At 63.8% G+C, this 20,532-nt stretch carries 18 protein-coding genes, 1 tRNA gene and 1 other RNA gene; 9 read left to right on the plus strand and 11 right to left on the minus strand.

Annotation, left to right across the window (positions count from 1 at the left end):
* Positions 1–585: 585 nt before the first annotated feature.
* On the minus strand, positions 586–786 hold the full coding sequence (locus tag ACX80L_RS12535; protein ID WP_133080652.1) for a hypothetical protein: 201 nt from the start codon (positions 784–786) through the stop codon (positions 586–588).
* Between the two features lie 303 nt (positions 787–1,089).
* Positions 1,090–2,361: an ATP-grasp fold amidoligase family protein gene (locus ACX80L_RS12540; protein WP_459290022.1), complete on the minus strand. Its 1,272-nt coding sequence runs from the start codon at positions 2,359–2,361 to the stop codon at positions 1,090–1,092.
* 403 nt (positions 2,362–2,764) lie between these two features.
* On the opposite strand from ACX80L_RS12540, the gene ACX80L_RS12545 reads away from it, so the two are divergent.
* Positions 2,765–3,886, plus strand: a complete 1,122-nt coding sequence (locus ACX80L_RS12545; RefSeq protein WP_459290024.1) for an alginate O-acetyltransferase AlgX-related protein — start codon at positions 2,765–2,767, stop codon at positions 3,884–3,886.
* A gap of 628 nt (positions 3,887–4,514) precedes the next feature.
* Here the strand turns inward: ACX80L_RS12545 and ACX80L_RS12550 are convergent.
* Positions 4,515–5,000, minus strand: coding sequence for a hypothetical protein (locus ACX80L_RS12550; protein ID WP_459290026.1), 486 nt, complete (start codon positions 4,998–5,000; stop codon positions 4,515–4,517).
* A 283-nt stretch (positions 5,001–5,283) separates the two neighbouring features.
* On the opposite strand from ACX80L_RS12550, the gene ACX80L_RS12555 reads away from it, so the two are divergent.
* Positions 5,284–5,415 carry a hypothetical protein gene (locus ACX80L_RS12555; protein ID WP_459290028.1) on the plus strand — a complete coding sequence of 44 codons (132 nt, stop codon included), beginning with the start codon at positions 5,284–5,286 and terminating at the stop codon, positions 5,413–5,415.
* A 233-nt stretch (positions 5,416–5,648) separates the two neighbouring features.
* Here ACX80L_RS12555 and ACX80L_RS12560 read toward each other — a convergent pair whose 3' ends face one another.
* Both ACX80L_RS12560 and rnpB read right to left on the minus strand, forming a co-directional pair.
* Positions 5,649–6,863 carry a choice-of-anchor P family protein gene (locus tag ACX80L_RS12560; RefSeq protein WP_459290030.1) on the minus strand — a complete coding sequence of 405 codons (1,215 nt, stop codon included), beginning with the start codon at positions 6,861–6,863 and terminating at the stop codon, positions 5,649–5,651.
* A gap of 422 nt (positions 6,864–7,285) precedes the next feature.
* Positions 7,286–7,682: RNase P RNA component class A (gene rnpB, locus ACX80L_RS12565), an RNA gene on the minus strand.
* Between the two features lie 80 nt (positions 7,683–7,762).
* Between rnpB and ACX80L_RS12570 the strand changes: the two genes are divergently transcribed.
* Complete coding sequence (locus tag ACX80L_RS12570; protein ID WP_459290032.1) at positions 7,763–8,524, plus strand: YaaA family protein; 762 nt, start codon at positions 7,763–7,765, stop codon at positions 8,522–8,524.
* Positions 8,525–8,527: 3 nt separating this feature from the next.
* Here the strand turns inward: ACX80L_RS12570 and ACX80L_RS12575 are convergent, their stop codons facing one another.
* The 3 genes from ACX80L_RS12575 to ACX80L_RS12585 form a co-directional block, all read right to left on the minus strand.
* Positions 8,528–9,463 carry a reverse transcriptase-like protein gene (locus tag ACX80L_RS12575; RefSeq protein WP_459290034.1) on the minus strand — a complete coding sequence of 312 codons (936 nt, stop codon included), beginning with the start codon at positions 9,461–9,463 and terminating at the stop codon, positions 8,528–8,530.
* Positions 9,464–9,465: 2 nt separating this feature from the next.
* Entirely contained in the window at positions 9,466–10,209 is a 744-nt protein-coding gene (locus ACX80L_RS12580; protein WP_133080664.1) for a CT398-like coiled coil hairpin domain-containing protein, read from the minus strand.
* An 85-nt stretch (positions 10,210–10,294) separates the two neighbouring features.
* Positions 10,295–11,221 (minus strand): Nif3-like dinuclear metal center hexameric protein, encoded by a 927-nt coding sequence (locus ACX80L_RS12585; protein ID WP_459290036.1) that lies wholly within the window; start codon positions 11,219–11,221, stop codon positions 10,295–10,297.
* Between the two features lie 105 nt (positions 11,222–11,326).
* Here ACX80L_RS12585 and msrA point away from each other — a divergent pair, with 105 nt between their 5' ends.
* The 3 genes from msrA to epsC all read left to right on the plus strand — a co-directional run bounded on the left by msrA (position 11,327) and on the right by epsC (position 13,548).
* Positions 11,327–11,851 (plus strand): peptide-methionine (S)-S-oxide reductase MsrA, encoded by a 525-nt coding sequence (gene msrA, locus ACX80L_RS12590; RefSeq protein WP_208741727.1) that lies wholly within the window; start codon positions 11,327–11,329, stop codon positions 11,849–11,851.
* Between the two features lie 110 nt (positions 11,852–11,961).
* On the plus strand, positions 11,962–12,897 hold the full coding sequence (gene cysK / locus ACX80L_RS12595) for a cysteine synthase A (RefSeq protein WP_459290038.1): 936 nt from the start codon (positions 11,962–11,964) through the stop codon (positions 12,895–12,897).
* A 63-nt stretch (positions 12,898–12,960) separates the two neighbouring features.
* Positions 12,961–13,548: a serine O-acetyltransferase EpsC gene (gene epsC / locus ACX80L_RS12600; RefSeq protein ID WP_133080667.1), complete on the plus strand. Its 588-nt coding sequence runs from the start codon at positions 12,961–12,963 to the stop codon at positions 13,546–13,548.
* Positions 13,549–13,606: 58 nt separating this feature from the next.
* Here epsC and gndA read toward each other — a convergent pair whose 3' ends face one another.
* Positions 13,607–15,046: an NADP-dependent phosphogluconate dehydrogenase gene (gene gndA / locus ACX80L_RS12605; protein ID WP_133080668.1), complete on the minus strand. Its 1,440-nt coding sequence runs from the start codon at positions 15,044–15,046 to the stop codon at positions 13,607–13,609.
* Positions 15,047–15,278: 232 nt separating this feature from the next.
* On the opposite strand from gndA, the gene rlmN reads away from it, so the two are divergent.
* The 3 genes from rlmN to ACX80L_RS12620 all read left to right on the plus strand — a co-directional run bounded on the left by rlmN (position 15,279) and on the right by ACX80L_RS12620 (position 18,390).
* Positions 15,279–16,505, plus strand: a complete 1,227-nt coding sequence (rlmN, locus tag ACX80L_RS12610) for a 23S rRNA (adenine(2503)-C(2))-methyltransferase RlmN (RefSeq protein WP_459290040.1) — start codon at positions 15,279–15,281, stop codon at positions 16,503–16,505.
* Positions 16,506–16,602: 97 nt separating this feature from the next.
* Positions 16,603–16,678: transfer RNA gene (locus ACX80L_RS12615), tRNA-Val, on the plus strand.
* 689 nt (positions 16,679–17,367) lie between these two features.
* Positions 17,368–18,390 (plus strand): glycosyltransferase family 61 protein, encoded by a 1,023-nt coding sequence (locus tag ACX80L_RS12620; protein ID WP_459290042.1) that lies wholly within the window; start codon positions 17,368–17,370, stop codon positions 18,388–18,390.
* A 348-nt stretch (positions 18,391–18,738) separates the two neighbouring features.
* Here ACX80L_RS12620 and ACX80L_RS12625 read toward each other — a convergent pair whose 3' ends face one another.
* Both ACX80L_RS12625 and ACX80L_RS12630 read right to left on the minus strand, forming a co-directional pair.
* A complete protein-coding gene (locus ACX80L_RS12625) occupies positions 18,739–20,016 on the minus strand; it encodes an ATP-grasp fold amidoligase family protein (RefSeq protein ID WP_459290044.1) in 1,278 nt (425 codons plus the stop codon).
* Positions 20,017–20,283: 267 nt separating this feature from the next.
* Positions 20,284–20,499, minus strand: coding sequence for a hypothetical protein (locus ACX80L_RS12630; RefSeq protein WP_208741349.1), 216 nt, complete (start codon positions 20,497–20,499; stop codon positions 20,284–20,286).
* Positions 20,500–20,532: the final 33 nt, after the last annotated feature.

The raw sequence follows: 20,532 nt of genomic DNA on the forward strand, positions 1-20,532 counted from the left end.
CAGAGGGTGAGGACACCATCGGTCAGCGCCGCAGCCCGGGTGTCGTCGTCATGCCACCGTTGGGAGTAGCGGCGAGGGTCTCGTTGGCGTCCGTATGTCCAGCCGGTGTGCGACGGCCACCGACGACATGCAGGCCGCGATGAGCTGCGACGCGTGATACGGCCGCAACTGGTGGTACCCGTCGCCGGTCGACACCTTCTCACGTGCGGCCCGCCTGGCACCACCGGCGTTCGTCCGGGTGAGCGCCCGGCCGTCATTCGTGAGGACCAGCTCCCCGGCCCTCGGCCGTTGCTCGAACACGGCCACGGTCGACGCCCCCACGCTCATCCTGCGGACACTCGCCGACATCTTCGAGGTCTCCATGCGAACCGCGTCACACCGCGGGCTTCCACGTGCCGGTCCACCGTCACGGATCCGCGCTTCAGGTCGATGCGGTTTTCGGTCAGTTTGCATTTCTCCGACCCGCGGCTCAGTTGCCTTTGACGCGCATACCAGGCGCAACATACAACACCACACCATAGCTGTAGCTGTAGCTGCTAATCGCACGGGAGCTAAAACCAGAGCGACGGCCGCTGCCCCACTAGGTCAATCGACCTCAGACTCAGTGAACTTGATCGACATGTTGACGCCGGGCCCGATAAGGAGATGCAGTATTTCCTTGCCCTTCGGCACGGACACGAAGCCAGCGCTTCCTTTAGCAAGAAAGCCCTTTGCATCCTCGAGCAATGCTTCGGCAGCCGATTTGCGGATAGTCCAAGACTCTCCGTTGTACTTGATCATGGCCATGATTCCCCCTTGATGGCGCACCCAACAGTGCGATAGTAGAGACTTCAAACATTACCTGCATGCGATCCAGCTGAGGAGCACGCTGCCACCACCAAGCACGGGCTCTACTTCCAAGACCTCGGCCTGGACATGGCGTGGGATGCCGTGCAGTTCGGGACCACCTGAACGCCCATCCCGAAGGGCTCAGCGCGTTTGACGACGGCCGCGCCGAACTCAAGCCGCTACCGATATAGCCTCGATGCGAACCGCGACTTCGTGAGGGTTAGGAAAGCGTTGAAGACGCCCGCTAGGGCCCAGGGCTGCCTATACCGTGCTTGTCGCCACGTGATTAGCTAGCACTTTCGCCGCGTGCTGATAACCATCGTCCGCGAGCGACCGGATTACGTTGAGGGCCGACCGATCACCCGAAGCGAGCCGCACCTCTGCCGCCCGAGCCGTATGCCAGGCGTTGCCTTTGGCCCGAGCATCGTGAAACTGCAACGCTGCCTCTTCAAACTCCTTCAATCGAGAATCCCCCACGAGTATCTTGTTGCGTCCACGCAGGACCTGTTGAATTCCGAAAGCCCGGCTCTGATCACCGTTCAGCCAGCCCACAAGATTGATGGCTAAGGTGAAGGCGTTTCGGTTGGGGCCTTTCAGGTGGGTCAACAATTTAGTCGCGTATCGGGTGTCGCCTTGGACCGCGCCGGCTGAGAGCCGGGAAAGAACCAAGTTGTCGGACACGAAGGTTGGGTCCTTTGTCAGCGCGTCTCGGAAGGCCTTCATATCGATGTCGAACCCTGACAGGGCAGGCACCCGGCCCGTCTGCATCGCTTTGTCTAGCGCAGCATGGATCGCGGGGCTGTATCTCAGCATCCCGATGTCGTCCGGGCCCGAAGCGAAGGTGAACTCGCCGAAGACCGGGCCGTCCGGGCCGTCGTAGCAGTCAACGCGAACGAACCGCGTATCCAAGCCCGCCGAGAGTGTGGATGCCATCTCGAGAATCGCACCAGCGTGCTTCGGTAGGACATGGTTTTCGTGCTTCCAGCGGCTCGGATCCGTTGAGTAGTCCTTGCCGGGCTGCAGCGGGATGAAAGCGCCATCGAAGACAGCGATGCGGGGCGGGTACACGTTTCGGTCGATCTGCACTACGTGGCTGACCGCTCCTTTGAAAGCGTAGACCTTGTAGTCGAACGGCAGTGGCCGCCCAGCGACAGTTGACGGCAAGCATTCTTCGGCGAGCCAGTAATCAGGCTCCGGAGGGACGCTCTTCACCTGAGCGGAAGTTAGCTCACTCATGCTGAACAGATCGAGAAAGCGTCCGTCGCCCAAGCTCTCCAGGATGTAGATGCCCATTGTGGAGTGACGGTTTGGTTGCTTCACCACGAATCGGCCACCGAAACGCTCGCCTACCGCAAGCGCCTCCATGGCGCTACTCACCTTCTCGTACCGCGGCACCGCGTATCCGGCCTTCTGCACATAGGAGTACGCGGTGTCTTTGTCGTCGAGAACCCAAGGGACAGGATCAATCAACTCATCATTTTTCCTATCGAACCGGGCGCGCATCAGCGAAAGGAAAGTGTTTGAGGAGACCATGAACAAATCTTAGCTGCACGGCCGGGCATCCTCGTGTTGATCTGGGCTCACGCTGGGCGCGCCCATCGCCGGCGGCTTGGACGCGCCCATCTGGAGGATGCTAGGCAACATGGGAGGATCAAGACAGGATCAACCGGGAAAGTGATGAGGGAAAATGCGGCAAGGCTACGTCGATTCGGTGTCACAGGATAAGCGGACGCTCACTGGGTGGGTCGAGGTGAGTCAGGATGGTCAAGCACCGCGAATCTTTCTTGCGCGCGACGGCGCGGAAGGAGGAAACGCAGTGCTCGGTCGGGAGCGGGCAGACGTGCGAGGTTCCCTACGAGTACCAAATCGGGCTTTCACGCTCACCCTGGATCAGCCGACCGACAGTGCTCAACTTCTCGCGAATTCCCATGCTGTGATGGCCGAGGCTGATGGGGCTTGCAGCATGATTCAGCTGGGAGGGAAGGCTTTTCATCAAATGATTGCTGACTTCGTAAAGACGGCGTCTGCGAATACCAGAGGCACTCGCGATGTCATCCTAGACGCGCTTCAGGCAGGGACCGGGACGGGCGTGGCACCCTTGTCGAAGTACGCACATGAGGTCGTTTCTGCGGGCAGTGCTGGCGAACTCTCGTTTCTGGGCTTCCCCGTCGGCTTGAGATCCGGCGATGACGTGGCGCAGATCGGGAGAGAGGGACATCTTTTCCTCACCGGAGGTAGCAATGCTTTGCGCGACCAGTACCTGGAACCTCAAGACCAGGCCGGCGCTGCGGCGCTTGAGGCGAAGGCCCGGCAGTGGGAGGGGGCTCTGAGCGCCAGCGGGCAGGCGTTGAAGACGCTTGGGATTCCCTTCTTAACGGCCGTCATTCCCGAGAAGTTGACGGCGCTCCGGCACTTGGCTCCGATACCTGTGGCGGGTCCCACTCCGCTCTACACCCGAGTGAACGAGCTACTGGCTGCATCCCCGAATCATCTGGACCTACTTCCAGTGTTCGACAACTGGGACAGCGAGATTGAGGGATGGCAGCGGAACGACACGCATTGCTCTCCCGCAGGTTCCCTCGCAATCACCCGCGCCATGATGGACTGCCTACCTGGCTGTAACCGGGAAACCTTGAACGGGATCAGGTTGAACGACGTTGTGTACCGAAACGGCGACCTTGCAGGTAAATTCTTTGACATCCCGCTTTGGGACAAGCAATATCGTCCTGCGCCCGAGGCACTCGGGCCTACCGCAATCGAGAACACGTACTCGTTCTCACCCGGTCATTTTGTGGGGTCGCACAACGTCTGGAAGAACGCAGCTGCTCCAAATAAGAAGAAGGTAGTCGTCTTTGGCAACTCCTTCTTTGGCGGCGTGGAGAGCCCGACACGGCTTGGTTGGTGGTTCTCTCGATTGTTTGAGGAATACCACATGAAGTGGGAAAACGCTGTTGACCTGGACTACGTACGTGAGGTCCGACCGGACTATGTGATCTTCCAAACGATCGAGCGTTTCCTAGTTCGTCCGCCCAAGATGCCGCCCCACCTGGCAATCTAGATTAATCGTGAACACGAGAGGCACGCTCACATGGGTGCGTTTCTTTTGCCCGGAAAGGACAGCATGAGCAATCACGCCCGGCCGAGGAGCAAGAAGCCCATCGTGGTCGCCTTGGAGTGATTCCTGGTCTCCGACCGAAAGGAGCTCTCCGAACTGACGAAGCTGATCGTAGACGGCGTCTTCACCCGGACCTTCAAGCGACAGGGGCCGGCGAGAGCGGCGAGACGACGTGGGAGGCTGTCATTCCTGATACAACGCCAACATGCGGAAGTCGCAGAAGCAATGGCGACGACCCAAGCTGCTCACCCGCGGCGGGCGACTCTCCGCACGATCGTCGCCCGCCGCGGGCCTCTTCCCGCTGCTTGACAGAATTCTCAACACGTCCATGGACTGGCTGACCAAGAACACGGCGATCGTTCCGGAGTGGCCGTACGTGGTCCTCAACGGGTCCTCGTCGCGGCGATCGCGCTTATCGCCGTCGTGACCCGGAGCCTCGCCGTCCCAGGTGTAGTCGAGTGGACGCGCAAGCACCTCGTTCCTCTCCCCCGACGGTGACATACCCGGCGGCCACCAAGCCGTATTGCAGGAAGCCCCACCCTTCCGAGGGTGGGGCTTCCTGTCGTTAAACCTACTTCGACTCGGCTGAAGTGACTTCGATTGATCCAATGGTGAGTGAGCCACCGGTCGTCTCGTTGCCGAGTGTGTCCTTCAAGTCGGTGACCATGACGTCCCATGTTCCTGCAGCGGCGCCGCTGGGAATCTCGACGTCCGCTTTCCAGGCGCTGTCGGCCGGGGTGCCAGCAGTCCTGGCGAACGTGCCCGAGACCGACTCGCCAAATTCCTCGTTGCTGAGTTCCACGTTCGCGGCGTCTTCGACGCCGTCCGCGTCGGCGAGCTGAACCCGCACCTCGATAACCGCGGCCTTGCTCGTGACGTCGACCTTGGACGGCGCGACAAAGCTCTTGGTGATAGCGGGCCCCTCGCCGGCCGAGCCCTCAGAGGTGGCGCTCGGTGCAGGCGTTGCTGCATCAGCCGGAGCTTGCGACGTGCTCTGACTTTCGCTTCCGGCTGGCTCGGTAGTGCCGGCGCATGCTGTCAGCAGCAGTGCTGCCATGGTCGATAGAGCTACTGCTCGCTTCAACGGTTCCTCCATGTGATGTTGTTCTTGCCCCGATGATCCTAGTCAAGAGTCTCGTCAGCGGTGGTTAGGCTCGGCCGGGTGGAGGAGAGAGCGGCGCGGCCAGGCTGGCACGGGATACCTCCGTCGAAGAACAGGTTCGTCCCGCCCGAGTCCCTACCGGAGCCAGCGGAGGGCGTGCACCGGACGATAGAGAAGGCCACGGCAGTGTGGGCTGAGTTGATGTACCCGGATGGGAAGATACAGACGGTGAAAGTTTTTGCGATGGCATGAGCTCGTGCAGGTGCAGTGGGTCGAGTACTCGATGGCCCGCTCGGCGTGGGTCCTTGTCCTTGCGGGCAAGGTTTGGCGCCGGCAGCTCGAGGGACGCAGGCTGCACGGGGACGGCTAGTGGACCTATTGTGATGACTGCCGCCGCACGCTCAGGGCGATCGTCCGGAGACGCAGAAGGTGATTCTGAATACAGAAGAGCCTCAACGCGTCGGGCCGGACTTGCGCGAATCAATATTGGGCTTTCAGCAATGCCACCCTGCTGCGCCGCCGGAAGCCGAGACTTCACTAACAAGGCCGCGCCCCGGGAACGATTTCCCGGGGCGCGGCCCTGTCATGGTCGAAGTGCAGGTGCTAGTTACGCACTCCGGAGTTCGAGTAGCCGATTTCGATCTTCGAACCCGTGGGCAGGGTTCCCAAAGCCTGACCCAGCACGACCTCGATCATGGTGACTGAGACACTCGTGGAAGTCTTGGTCACCTTGTGGAGTGTGACCTTGCCTAGGCCTGGTACCTGGATCACCGTATTTGGGGCGACGGTGGCGTTGATGCCGGCCAGGCCCTTGATTTTGAGGTTTGTGAACGTCGAGGTGTCGGTGAGGGCCACTGTGCCGCCCGAAGGTGCCCGAGTAGCTGACGTTTCGGCCTTGATGGCGTCGGCCGTGATTAGTCCGCCAAGGACGTCCAAACCCGCCAGCTTGTCGGTTACGGAGACTTTGAGGGAGGGTGTCAGGACTCCCGTGGTAGTGGTGGTAGCTGCGCCTGCGGTCAGGAGACCAGGCACGGAGACTCCGGCAACGTTCGCAGTAGTGGTCCCGCCGTCGCACTTCACCTGAGCCAGAGCTGTTGCCCCGGATCCCGCGAGACCGTTGAGTAGTGTTGCCTTAGTGCTGAAGCCGGTACCCGTCAGGAACCCGGCTTGCGGCGGAGTGAGGCGGGCGTTGCTGACGCCGAGGCGGATGTCCGTCCCGACGTTGAGCCCAGGCAGTCCTGCCTTGAGGATCTGGACGCGCAACGCGGTCGTCTCCACCTGGTACGTGCCGTTGACCACCTTCTTTGATTGACCGTTCAGCGTGACCTTGCCAATTGATCCAAGCACCGCAACGTTGAGGTCGATGACGGTGTTGGGAGTCGGGTTGACGCTGACTGGTAGGCCCAGAATCTTGAGGTCGGCGATTGTCGTCTTGTTGGAGCCGGAAAAAGTACCGGTGACGCTCTTATCGGCTGTGCTCTTGGAGGTGATAGCGCCGGCGGTGATCAACCCTCCCAGCAGATTGGTGCTTGCAACGGTCGAAACGGCTTCTGCGCGCTTGCCCGTGCTCGTAAGGAGCGTCTTGATGTTCGTATTGGCTGCGCCGACCGTTCCGACCAGGGGCACGTTGGTCGCAGCGACATTGTTCGTGGCGGTCAGGCCGGTCGCCGAGGTGCATGTGATTGACGAGGAAGCGGTGGGACCAGACACGAGAGTTTTGTCGTTGTTGACGATGTAGGACCCGTAGGCCGAGCCGGAGAACCCGGTCTGAACCTGCGCGGGTGTGACGGCGGGAACGATGGCTTGAGCGGAGGCCATAGGGCCAGCAAGAACAAGCGATAGCGCCCCGAAGAGACCAATTATTGACTTTTTCATATTTCCCCATGTGAACGAACAGGACCCCATATCCTGTTGTGTCCACAAGCTACGTCAGTAGCCGAGACAGTGCAACGCAAGAAGAACGCAAGTGATATGAACTTGAGTGCTCGTGCAGGTGCAGTGGGTCGAGTACTCAATGGCCCGCACGGCGTGGGTTCATTCGGACAAGGTTCGGCGCCGGCACATTGAGGACCCACGATCCCACCGTGACGGGTGAGACTCGGGTGATGAGGAGTCGGCTGGGTGAGGACTGGGTGATCGACTTGCCACTACTACCGGTCGCTTTCACCCACTTCAAAACCGAGAAGTTGCCAGTCATGTGCGGAAAAGCGCCAGAATCAGCGTTCTATCAGGGCCGGTGCGGGATGGGTCGACCGATACGCCGGGTTCTGTCATCGCGCGACGTCACCGTCGCGCGAGTGGCGGCCATCCATCTACGAACGCCGTTGCCGACGCCCTCCAGCGGCCTACCCGTGCACTCGGGCGGGCAGCCCTCGAACGCGCACTGTCTGGCCTTGCTCCGGGTGGGGTTTACCGAGCCATGCCGGTCACCCGGCATGCTGGTGGTCTCTTACACCGCCTTTTCACCCTTACTGACCGTGAGGACCGAAGCCTTCAGCGGTCAGCGGTCTCTTTTCTGTGGCACTGGCCTGCGGGTTACCCCGAGTGGGCGTTACCCACCACCCTGCCCTGCGGAGCCCGGACGTTCCTCGGTGGAGCGGTGCGGACACCGTCCAACGCGGCCGCCTGGTCGACCCATCCAGGAACCATTCTAGGCGGCCCGGCCGGGAGCCGGGTGCACGGGGCCAAGGGCTGCACGGGTTGGGTACAGTGGATCGGTGCTGATCCTGCTTCCCCCGTCCGAAGGTAAGTCCGCCGCCCGCAGGGGCGGCCCGGTGCGGCTGGAGAACCTGCACTTCCCCGACCTGAATCCCGCCCGCCGGACGGTCCTCGCCGCCCTGAAGGACGCCAGCGGTGCGGACGACGCGCATGCGGTGCTCGGCGTCGGGGAATCCCTGGCCGCCGATGTGGCGCGGAATCTGGTGCTCGACGTCGCCCCCGCCGCACCGGCCCACGACGTCTACGCAGGAGTCCTCTACGACGCCCTCGGGTACGCCGGTTTGACGCCGGTGCAGAAGCGCAAGGCCCGCGAGTGGTGCGTCGTCGTCTCCGCACTGTGGGGCGCCATCGGGTTCGGCGACCCGATCCCTGCGTACCGCCTGTCGATGTCGGTGGACCTGCCGGGCGCGGGGCGGCTCGCAGGCTACTGGCGGAAGCACCTCGGTGACGCCCTGGCGCAGCACGCGGGTACCGGGCTGGTCGTCGACTGCCGGTCGAGCACCTACGCCGCGGCCTGGGCTCCCCCACCGCTGCAGAGTGCCGCGATCAACGTGTTCCAGGTACGCGGCGGCAAGCGCACGGTCGTCTCACACTTCGCGAAGCACACGCGCGGCGAACTCGCCCGCCACCTGCTGACGCGGCGGGGAGCGGTACCGGCGACGCCCGAGGCCCTGCTCCGGGCAGCCCGCGAGAAGTGGACGGCGGAGCTCGTACCGGCGACCGCGCGCAGACCGGCCCAGCTCGACATCGTGCTCGACTGAGCCTCAGTCCGCGACCAGCTCCACTTCGAAGCCCTCGGCGTTCTCGAGGTAGGCCGCGTAGTGGTCCGGTCCGCCGGCGAACGGGTGCCGGTCCGCGAACATCAGCGACCACCCGTGGCTTGCCGCGCGGCGCGCCAGCAGGTCGACGTCGGGCCTGGACCCGGCACGGAACGCGAGGTGGTTCACCCCGGGACGACGGCGGTCGGAACCGCCCGGCACCACGTCGGGTCCGCTCTCCAGGACGACGTAGAACTCGTCGGAGCCGTAGCGGACACCGTCCTTCCAGGCTTCCCCGCGCGGGAAGCCCAGACGTTCGAGCAGCCAGCCCAGGCTCTTCTCCGCGGAAGCGAGATCCTGGGTCCACATCTCGAGGTGGTGGAGCCTGCCCGCCGGTCGCGGCAGCTCCTCCGATGCGGCGGCCTCCGGTTCCGCAGCGGGTTTCGCCGCAGCGCGCGGCTTCCACTCGACGCCGGCCATGCCGGCGTCCATCGCCTCGTTGGAGAGCCGGTCGGCGTCCTTGTTGCGTTCGCGCGGGATCCATTCGTAGGTCACCCGGCGGGGATCCAGGACCTTCCGCGCCTTGGCGGCGAGCACGCGCATGTCGGCGTGCTTGATCTGCCACCGCCCGGACATCTGCTCGACCACGAGCTTGGAGTCCATCTTCACGTGCACGGACGCGCCGGGGTTGATCTCGCGTGCCAGTTCCAGTCCCGAGACGAGGCCGGAGTACTCGGCGACGTTGTTGGAGGCCTTGCCGATGTAGGCGGCCTTCTCGACGAGGATCCGGCCGGTGTCGGGATCGCGGACAAGGGCGCCGTACCCGGCGTGCCCGGGATTGCCACGGGACCCGCCGTCCGCCTCGACGACGAGCCGCGTGGGCGCACCCGCCGTCGCCTGGTCGTCGCGTGCATGGGGGTCGAACAACTGCTGTTCCGTCACGGCTACTGGTTCCCCCAGTCGCCGGAACGGACCAGAATGCACCCGGAGTCGGGGCAGAGCACGACGTCGTCGGGTGCCGCACTGGAGATGTCGGCGAGGTCACCCGGACTCAGCTGCATCCCGGACCCCTCGGACTTGCCGTGGAACAGGCGGGCGGCACCGACGCCGCGCTTGGCGAGGATCCGCTCATAGATGGCCAGGAGCCCGGAATCGAACGTCGAGGCGAGCTCGTTGCGGCGTGCCTGCACGTCGACCCGCTGCAGCTCGATGTCGGCGAGCTCGATGTCGCGTGCCTCCTCGAGGGCGCGGAGCTCGGCACGGACCGCATCCGTGCGGCCCTGCACCTCGGCCTGCGTGGTGCGTGCCGCCTCCACCCGTTCCATGACGTCCAGCTCGACGTCCTCGAGGTCCGAGCGCCGCTTCGTCAGGGACGCGACCTCGTGCTGCAGCGCCGTCAGGTCCTTCGAGGTGCCGGTACCGCTGTTCAGCCGCTTCTCGTCACGCTCCAGCCGGTTCACGACCGACTGCACCTCGTCCTCCGCACGCGTCAGTTCGCGCTGGAGGTCGCCCAGCTCGGTGGTGGCGCGCACGAGCTCGCCGTCGACCTCACTGACCCGGGCGGCGACGACGCCGAGCTCGGGATTGCCGCGCGCAGCAGCGGCCTGCCGTGTGAGTTTGTTGAGAGTCGAATCGAGGGCCTGCAGGTCGAGCAGGCGGAGTTGTTCCTCGGGTGCAGCCTTGGCCACGGTTAACCTCCAGATGGGACGGACGGGGCACGACGAGCGGGCGTGGGCGTCGTCCCAGCCTAGGCCACGGCGCCCTTCCCGGTCGTCAGTGACCGGGAGTGAGGACGAAGTCCCACGGGTCGGTGTTGACCCCGCTGACCCGGATGTCGGTCGCGAAGCCCTGGTCGGAGAGCATCGTGCCCAGGGCGTCGGCGGCGGGCGTGAGCCACAGCCATTCACTGCCGAAGTGGGAGACGTCCACGAGGTAGGGGGTACCGCCGGCGGCCGCCTCCCTCACTTCGGAGGCAGGATGGTGCCTCAGGTCGGCCGTCACGTAGACGTCGGCATGGCTGGCCCGGACGTGCTCGAACAGGGAGTCTCCCGCGCCTCCGCACACCGCGATCCGGCGGACCAGCGCGTCCTTGTCCCCGGCGACCCGCACGCCACCGGCGACGGCCGGCAGGATGGAGAAGACCGCCTCCGCGAAGGCCCCGAGCGCTACAGGTTCCTCGAGGTCCCCGACTCGCCCGATTCCTTCCTCGGGCAGCCCGTCCGCAGCGGGAACCAGGGGCTCGACATCACGCAGCCCGAGGGCGTCGGCCAGGACGTCGGACACGCCGCCGACGGCGCTGTCCCCGTTGGTGTGGACGGTGACCAGGGCGCACCCCGCCTCGATCAGGCGATGGACCGCCTCGCCCTTGAAGCCGGACGCGGCGACGGAGGAGACGGGCTTCAGCAGGAGGGGATGGTGGGAGACGATCATCGTGGCTCCCCAGGCCAGCGCCTCGTCCAGGACGGCAGCGGTGGGATCGACGGTGAACAGGATCTTCGCCGCCCGGTTCCCCGACCGGCCCGCGACGAGCCCGACCGCGTCCCAGCCCTCGGCGAGGCTCTCCGGCCACAGCTCCTCGATGGCACGGAGGACGTCTCCCACGGTCGGCGCCGGGACTCCCTGCGCGGCACCGTCGCCCTTGCGGGAGGCCCACGCAGTGCCGGACGGAGCGACACCGCGGCCGTGCTCGTGCTGTTCCATGACACCAGTAATACCCGCCGCCGGCGGCCCCTCCAACTCAGCACCGTCCGCTGGGGGATGATCGGCACCGGGAATCATCGGAGCGTGCCGCGCATTGACAAGGACATGAAGACTTTCGTGCTTGGAGGGGGCTGTTTCTGGTGCCTCGATGCCCTTTACCAGAAGACCCGCGGTGTCACCGAAGTGGTGTCCGGCTACACGGGAGGCCACACGAAGCACCCCGATTACGACTCCGTCTGCTCCGGCATGACCGGTCACGCCGAGGTGGTCGCGGTGACGTTCGACGAGTCCGTGATCCCGGAGGACGTCATCCTCGACATGTTCTTCGTGTCCCATGACCCCACCACGCTGAACCGGCAGGGCTACGACGTCGGCACGCAGTACCGCAGCGTCATGTACTACCAGGACGCCGAGCAGAAGGCACTGTTCGAGGACGCGATCAGCCGAAACCAGCAGAACTGGAAGAACCCGATCGTGACCGAGGTCAGCAGGCTCCCGGAGTTCCACGTGGCGGAGGACTGGCACCAGAACTACTACGCGAAGCACCCCGAGCAGGGCTACTGCCAGGTGATCATCAACCCCAAGCTGTCCAAGGCCCGGAAATATTACGCCCAGTGGCTCGCCGCGTAGGCGCACCGGACCCCACCCGTTAAGCTGACCGCCGTCGGTCCCGGGCAGTCCCTGACAGTGCCCCGGCCGGCGCCGCATCCCTCCACCCCCGAACAGGCAGGCTCCCGCGCATGGCAAAGATCTACGACGACGTCACCCAGTTGGTGGGACGGACCCCCCTCGTCCGCCTCAACCGCCTGACCGAAGGGCTGGATGCGCAGGTAGCCGTCAAGCTCGAGTTCTACAACCCTGCCAACAGCGTCAAGGACCGCATCGGCGTAGCCATCATCGACGCGGCGGAGAAGGCCGGCGCGCTTCGCCCGGGTGGCACTATCGTCGAGGGGACCTCGGGGAACACCGGCATCGCCCTCGCCATGGTCGGTGCCGCACGCGGCTACAAGGTCGTGCTGACCATGCCGGAGACCATGTCCACCGAACGCCGTGTGATGCTGCGGGCCTACGGCGCCGAGATCGTCCTGACGCCGGGCTCCGAAGGGATGCGCGGCGCCGTCGAGCGCGCGAAGGACATCGTCGCGAGGACGGAGAACGCCATCTGGGCACAGCAGTTCGCCAATGCCGCGAACCCGGCCATCCACCGTGCCACCACGGCCGAGGAGGTCTGGGAGGACACCGACGGCGAGGTGGACATCTTCGTCGCGGGCGTCGGCACCGGCGGCACCATCACCGGCGTGGGCCAGGTGCTGAAGGAGCGCAAGCCCGGCGTGCAGATCGTCGTCGTGGAGCCCGCCGACTCCCCCATCCTCAACGGTGGCGCACCGGGTCCCCACAAGATCCAGGGCCTCGGCGCGAACTTCGTCCCCGAGAACCTCGACCGCGACATCTACGACGAGGTGCTCGACGCGACCGTCGAGGACTCCGTACGGGTGGCACGCGCGCTCGGCACCCAGGAGGGCATCCTCGGCGGCATCTCGTCGGGGGCGATCGTCTGGGCCGCCCTCGAACTCGCGAAGCGCCCGGAGAACGCCGGTAAACTCATCGTGGCTGTTGTCTGCGACTTCGGCGAGCGCTACATCTCCACGGTGCTCTTCGACGACATCCGCGGCTGATCCCGCCGCGGAGGACTCTCCGACACTGCTGAACCCCATGACACCCCCACGAGAAGGTAGCCGGTGAGCTTTCTAGAACGACTGCGCGAGGACCTCGAGACCGCGCGCACCCACGATCCGGCTGCCCGCGGCTCCTTCGAGAACACCGTCGTGTACTCCGGGCTCCACGCCATCTGGATGCACCGCCTCACCCACCGCATGTGGCGGAACGAGAAGCTGCGCTTCCCGGCGCGTGCCCTGGCGCAGCTCGCACGCGCCCTCACCGGGGTCGAGATCCACCCTGCGGCCACCATCGGGCGCCGGTTCTTCATCGACCACGGCATGGGGATCGTGATCGGCGGCACCGCGGAGATCGGCGACGACGTCATGCTCTACCAGGGTGTGACCCTCGGCGGACGCTCGCTCGAGAAGGTGAAGCGCCATCCCACGATCGGGGACCGCGTCACCATCGGTGCGGGCGCGAAGGTGCTGGGTCCGATCACCATCGGTGCCGGCAGCGCTGTCGGCGCGAACGCTGTCGTCGTGAAGGACACTCCGCCCGACTCGATCGTGACGGGCATTCCGGCGACGTTCCGCCACCGCGATTCGCGGCGCGAGACGCAGCCGGCGGTCGACCCCGCGGAGTACGTGGACCCCGCCATCTACATCTGACCCGAACGCAGGGAGGCCCCGGACCACGGTCCGGGGCTTCCCTGCGTTCGGGGTGCTGTCAGTGGGTGTCGACGGCTTCGATCTCGGACTTGTCCTCGCCCCAGAGGGTGTGGAACGTGCCCTCGGTGTCGACGCGGTTGTAGGTGTGCGCGCCGAAGAGGTCGCGCAGGCCCTGGGTGAGCGCGGCCGGCAGGCGCGTGCGGCGCAGGCCGTCGTAGTAGGCCAGCGACGCGGAGAAGACCGGCACGGGGATGCCCAGCTGCACGGCGGTGGCGACCACCCGGCGCCAGGCCGGGACCGCGCCGGCGATGGCCTCGGTGAACGCCGGTGCGAGCAGGAGGTTGGCGGGACGCTCGTCGGCCACTGCATAGGCCTTCATGATGTCGTCGAGCAGTTCTGCGCGGATGATGCAACCGGCACGCCACAGCGAGGCGATCTCGTCGAGCTTGAGCTCCCAGCCGTACTCCTTTGCCGCGGACGTGAGCATGTCGATGCCCTGGGCGTAGCTCACGAGCTTCGAGGCGTAGAGGGCGAGCCGGACATCCTCGACGAACGTGTCGGGCAGCTCGACGGTGTCCTCGTGGCCCTGCAGGAGGTCCTGGGCCAGCACGCGCTGGTCCTTCTGCGAGGACAATGCCCGGGCGAACACCGATTCGGCGATGCCCGACGTCGGGCTGCCCAGTTCCAGCGCGGAGACCACGGTCCACCGGCCGGTCCCCTTCTGCCCTGCGGCGTCGACGACGACGTCGACGAAGGGCTTGCCTGTGCGCTCGTCCGTGTGGCCCAGCACTTCGGCGGTGATCTCGATCAGGAAGGAGGACAGCGTGCCGGAGTTCCAGTCGCTGAAGATCTTCGCCTGCTCGGCAGGCTCGATCCCCGCACCCGAGCGCAGCAGGTCGAAGGCCTCGCCGATGACCTGCATGTCCGCGTACTCGATGCCGTTGTGCACCATCTTCACGAAGTGACCGGCGCCGTCCGTGCCGATCCAGCGGCAGCAGGGCTCGCCGTTGTACTTGGCGGAGATCTTCTCGAGCATCGGCCCGAGCGAATCGTAGGACTCACGGGAGCCACCGGGCATGATCGACGGGCCCAGGAGCGCGCCCTCCTCGCCGCCGGAGACGCCGACGCCGACGAAGTGGAGGTCCTGCTTCGACAGCGCGGCCTCACGGCGGCGCGTGTCCTCGTAGTGCGAGTTTCCGCCGTCGATCACGATGTCACCCGGCTCCAGCAGCGGAGTGAGCTGATCGATCACCGAGTCCACCGGCTTGCCGGCCTTCACCATGATCAGCACCCGGCGGGGCTTCTCGAGGGAGTCCACCAGTTCCTGCAGGGACTCGGTGCGGATGAACTCACCGTCGGCGCCGTGCTTCTCCAGCAGCGAGTCGGTCTTCTCGATGGACCTGTTGTGCAGGGCCACGGTGTAGCCGTTGCGGGCCAGGTTCCGGGCGAGATTCGCTCCCATGACTGCCAGGCCTGTGACGCCGATCTGTGCGCTCAATGTGTTCTCCGTCGTTTGTCAGCTGCATGCATAGCACTGCATGTGCCGGTGCTTCCGGCGCGTTTCCGCGCGGGCCATCCGATCGCTTTCACACTATTACCGACGTATCGCCCGCCGCCACACCGACCGCCCTCGGCGCCGTCATGTTTCGGCCGCTTCCAGCCACCGGACGTGTCGCGGCCGACACGCCGTCGACTGGGCCGCTGGTGCCATCCGTGAAAGAATGGTAGTGATGTCCGACGTTACCGTTACCCCCGTTGCCCCCGCTTCCGTCTCCTCGCGCCCCCAGGTGCGCCCTGAGGTCGAGGGCGCCGAGCCGATCGTGTCCAGCGACGGCCGGCCGCTGCTGCAGTTCAAGTCCCCCCGGGTCAGCCAGCCGCCGGTGCACCTCGCCGACCTCACACTGGCCGAGCGGCAGGACCGGCTAAAGGAGCTGGGACACCCGGGTTTCCGCGCCAAGCAGCTGTCGAAGCACTACTTCTCGCACTACACCACGGATCCTGCGGCGATGAGCGATCTCCCGAAGGCCGGGCGGGAGGAGCTCGTCTCGGCGATGTTCCCGCCGCTCCTGACCGAGGTGAAGCGGCTGACCACGGACAACGGCGACACCATCAAGTTCCTGTGGCGGCTGTTTGACGGCGCCCTCGTGGAATCGGTCCTGATGCGCTACCCGGGCCGGGTGACGCTGTGCGTCTCCTCCCAGGCCGGCTGCGGCATGAACTGCCCGTTCTGCGCCACCGGCCAGGCGGGCCTGACCCGCAACATGTCCACGGCGGAGATCGTCGACCAGGTGGTCGCCGCGAACCGCGCCCTCGCGGAGGGCGCCCTGGGCGACCTGCGCACCGATGGCGGGCACGACGCCGACCGCGTCACGAACATCGTCTTCATGGGCATGGGTGAGCCGCTGGCCAACTACAAGCGCGTGATGGCGGCACTGCACCGCTTCATCGACGACTCCCCCGAGGGCCTCGGCATGTCCGCCCGCAACATCACCGTCTCCACGGTGGGGCTGGTGCCTGCCATCAACAAGCTGGCCGCCGAGTCGCTGCCCGTCACCTTCGCGCTATCCCTCCACGCTCCCGACGACGAACTCCGCGACGAGCTGATCCCCGTCAACACGCGCTGGAAGGTCGACGAGGCCCTCGACGCGGCCTACAACTACTACCGGACCACGGGGCGCCGCGTGAGCATCGAGTACGCACTGATCAAGGACATGAACGACCACGCCTGGCGTGCGGACCTGCTGGCGAAGAAACTGAACCAGCGCGGCCGTGGCTGGGTGCACGTCAACCCGATCCCGCTCAACCCGACGCCGGGCTCCATCTGGACGGCGTCGGAGAAGAGCGTCTCGACGGAGTTCATCAACCGCCTCCGCGCCGCCGGTATCCCCACGACCCTCAGGGACACCCGGGGCAAGGAGATCGACGGCGCCTGCGGGCAGCTCGCGGCCGGCGAATAGCGCCACCCGGATTGGCGCGATCCTGCGGCAAGCCGGTATAGTCGATCCTCGTGATGGCGCCCGATCGGCAGGAGCCGGTGGCGGCATCACAGGACGAGGGTCTTTAGCTCAGCTGGTAGAGCGCCACGTTTACACCGTGGATGTCATCGGTTCGATCCCGGTAGGACCCACCACGAGGAAACCCCGTCGCTCCAGGGAAATTCCTGGAGCGGCGGGGTTTCTGCTGCCTGGAGCGGCATCGCCGGCGCCAACTTTGCACACCGCTCGATGCCCTCGAGTGAAGGCATTAGGCACCACTCACAGCTAGCTACACTGGCTCGTCCGGGACGCGGCGCTATCACGTCGCGAAGAAATACGCAGTGCTCCAGTTGAGCGACGACCTGCACGATCCGCAGTGCACTGGCTCAACAGTAGAAGCCCGATCCAATGCGCGGAGCCCTCCCGAATTGCACCCCTCCCCTTCCAAGACCTGCGACCCCTACTCGAACCACACGTTGTCTCGATAGCCGAATACGCGGGTCCGCTCTCCGTGCCATTAGTGGCCAACCCGCGGGTGATCAACCGGCACCGCCACACTCTGTCAACAGCAGCGTTCAACAATCGACAGAACTACTGCTCGGTTCGATGACTCCTCGTTGTATTGATTATCTGGCCCGTCTGATACAACGAGAAGGTACCTTTCCCATCCGGAACGTGGTTCACCATCAGTGTCGCCAGCAACCTCCTACATACCGCTGGAAAGACAGTGCGGGACGACACCGGTGAGCGAAAAAACGTGTGCCAGCGCACCTTACCCACGCTGAGGAGCCGCGTCGCTTGGCGCCTAAGATGAGAATAGACACCCCCACACATAAGGATTGCCGTGCCTCAACACTGGACAATTTACCGTTACGCAGAGACTCCCGCCGCCCAGATCACTATGAGTGAAGTGCGGCTCGCCTACTTGTCCGCGTCGGACAGCGGCCACATTTACTGGGACCATCCAGCACCATTGGCATACGTGCGCGGTGCGGTCCACGAGTCGAACGGCAAGCTCGTTGCAGAATCACAACGCAGAGGAGGAATGGACGGGGATTTCGTCATATCGGTCAACCCGCCGTTTCTTTCTCCTCGAGAGCGGGAAGAGGCACAGCATCGAGTGCTGCGAGGTCGTTGGCTTTATGCCGGCAGTTGGATGTACGGTTTCGGGCACTTCCTCATTGAAACTCTGCCGACGCTTTGGCCACTCCTCGACGAACAGGCAAATTTTGATGGAATCGCTGCCCATCGATTCAATTTCAATCAGGTGCACTCCTGGCAGAACGAGATCGTCGGACTCATCTTCGCAGGCGGCATCGAAATTGTAAGAGAGGGCCCGATGCGTGTGGAGAACTTGACAGTACCAGTCCGTCCTTCGCAATATAAGCGCAGCATTGCTCCGATAGCTGCGCGAGTCTGGGACACTGTCGCAGCGAACGCGGGTGAAGGAGGTCGTCGTCCGGTCTATCTAAGTCGGACCCTTTTCGAAGAAAATATGACTGCCAAGGGTGTCGATCAGGGAAGGAAATATTCCAACAGTTCCGCGGTTGACGATTTATTCCGCGCACGCGGTTTCGACGTCCTCTTCCCTGAGAGCATGTCGGCGACGGATCAGATTCGCGCAGTCAAAACTGCGCCAATTGTTGCAGGTCAATCAGGGTCGGCCCTACACCTAGCTGCCTTCAATCAAGGTGGAAAGATCCTCGAAATCGGCGACAGGCGAACACCTGACGCAGTATTGAGCGCACAACAAGCCATCTCCTTTGCCAAGAATCAATTGGTGGCAAAAGTTCCCTACGAAGGGGACGGGAACCAGAATCTTGACCTGAATCATTTGGTCAACTGCCTTGATACACTCGGCATTTAGAGATATATGAGAGCCCGCTCCCCGCTTACTGTTCTATTGTGACTTTTTCGACTACTCACGAATCAAATAGTTTGACGGTCTGTATTCGTACTTTGGTGGAGTGCACAGCCCAACCGAGCTAGGTTGGTGATTCGCACGCTCCTCAGCGACAACCAGCTCGAGCGGTAGAACAGAATTGATTTTGACCATATCCGCAAGGTGGAACCGGCATACGTAATCTTTCAGACCATCGAACGTTTCCGGGTACGGCCACCGGCGCTGTAGGCACGCCGATGAGCGCTTACAGCGTCGCCCCGTGAGCCGTGGAGGGCATCGCATGTCGCGTAAGAATTCTGATGCGGTTGACCCTTACTGTTTGAGATGAGCGCGCTCATACTGATCGAGTACGCGCTGAGCATGCTTGTATCCGGATGCGGCCACGTCACGCAGCACCGCTAACGCGCCTGAATCGCCGCTCGCAATCCGAACTTCGGCCGCGCGCGAGGTGTGCCAGGGGTTGCCATCCGACCTTTCATCATGAAAACTTAAGGCCTTTACCTCAAACTCCCTAAGCCGCGCGGATCCGTTAAGCGGCGGGACCGATGCTCGTACCAAGTGTTGTATGGCGAAAGCGCGGCTGCGATCTCCGTTGAGATAGCCCGCTAAATGAGCGCCCAACGCGAATACGTGACGGGAGGTACCGTCTGCGAGGTTCGAGGCCAGCAGCGGCGCGTAGCGCCTGTCTCCTTGGATCGCTCCGCAGGACATTCGTGAGTACATGTACGGGTCACACGTGACCGTAGGGCCCACACCAAGCGATTGTCGGAAGCTTCGCATATCGATATCGAATCCCGACAGGGCTCCGATCTCTTGCCCGTCCATAGCTCGATCCAACTTCTCGAGAATCTCACTGCTATACCGAATCATTCCAGTATCATCGCCCCCGGAGGCGAAGGTAAACTCGCCGAATATTGGGCCCTCAGGTCCGTCGTAGCAATCAACCTTCACAAAGCGAGTATCGAGCCCAGCTGAAAGGCTTGCCGCCATTTCCAACATGGCGCCGGCGAATTTCGGTATCACGTGATTTTCAGGTAACCAGCGATTCTCATCGATGGTGAAGTCTTTGTTCAACTCAAGGGGAATGAAGGCGCCATCGAACATCGCCATCCTTGGCGGGGAAACATTACGATCGATCTGATTGACGTGTGTTACGCGGCCATTGAAAGCATAGATCTTATAATCGAAAGGAATAGGCTTTCCTTCGATGCCAGAATCTATGCATTCTTCCGCAAGCCAGTAATCAGGTTCGGGCCCGTCCGTCTTCAGATCGTCCACAGACATCGTCCTCAGACTCAACAACTCGAGATATCGTCCTTCGCCGATCGACTCAAGCACATAAATGCCCTTGGTGGAGTGGCGATTAGGCTGCTTGACCACAAACCTTGGGCCGAAACGTTTTCCTGCTGCCAAAGCCTCGGCGGCAGAACTCACTTTTTCGTATCGAGGGACCCGATAGCCTGCGGCTTTCACGTAGGCATAAGCGGTGTCCTTATCGTCGAGCTCCCATGGCACTGGGTCGACGTTGTGGTCGTTCAGCATGCTGAAGCGTTCGCGCATGAGGCGCAGATAAAGGCTTGGAGAGCTCACTCGTGAATCCTAGCTGCAACCGAGCCAGCGCCGCCGCTCTGATCTCGGCCAGACGGAGCACCGAGGAGTCCTGACTTGTGGCTGACCGGACTCTCTCGCCGCGGTCGGCGCTGGCGGCCAAGGAAGATGCTCGCCGATCTTCCGACGCTCTACTGTCCCTGCCAAGCTTCGACCTGCTAGTTCATCGGGTCCCCTTGCCCGGCTCTCGCGACGGATGGAACTTCCGGCCGGGGGGTGAATGCGGAACTCCCTCGTCGGGTTTTCAGTTCAGCGCTTCCGCAGGATCGCGACCAGCCGCTCGACCAGGACCACCAGCACGAGTGCTGCCCCGATGATGAACAGCAGCGCCAGCCAGAGGGACGGCCCGGAACCGGCTTCACCGACGCCGATACCCAGCCTGCGTGCCGCAACGCACAGTGCGAGCATGGCGGCACCGGCCACGAGCATTCCGGTTCGGCGGTCCCATCGGCGTCGGTTCCTCATGGTTCCAGTCTAGGCAGCGCCCACTGGCGTCCT

The organism is Arthrobacter sp. MDT1-48-3 (assembly GCF_054511015.1).